Source organism: Thermoanaerobaculum aquaticum (assembly GCF_000687145.1).
In the GTDB taxonomy this organism is placed as follows: Bacteria; Acidobacteriota; Thermoanaerobaculia; order Thermoanaerobaculales; family Thermoanaerobaculaceae; genus Thermoanaerobaculum; species Thermoanaerobaculum aquaticum.
Map to the genome: position 1 here is coordinate 31,099 of NZ_JMFG01000038.1, position 226 is coordinate 31,324.

Here is a 226-nt window from a genome sequence, read left to right on the forward strand (position 1 = left end):
TCTTCAAAGCCTGCCTGTTCCTGGGCTCCGGCAGCGTCATTCACGCTTTGGGTGGGGAGCAGGACATGCGCAAGATGGGGGGCTTGAAGCGGCATCTTCCCACCACCTACTGGACGTTTTTGGTGGCGACCCTGGCTTTGGCTGGTATCCCTGTGTTTTCCGGGTTTTTCTCCAAGGACGAGATTCTGGGGCGGGTGTTTGCGGCCGGCATGGGGGATCTCAACGG

1 protein-coding gene is annotated in these 226 nt (G+C 59.7%); it reads left to right on the forward strand.

Annotated elements, in window-relative coordinates; translation table 11 throughout:
- Positions 1-226 (forward strand): proton-conducting transporter transmembrane domain-containing protein (locus EG19_RS14545; protein WP_038050159.1); only part of this gene is annotated, 226 nt, incomplete at both ends.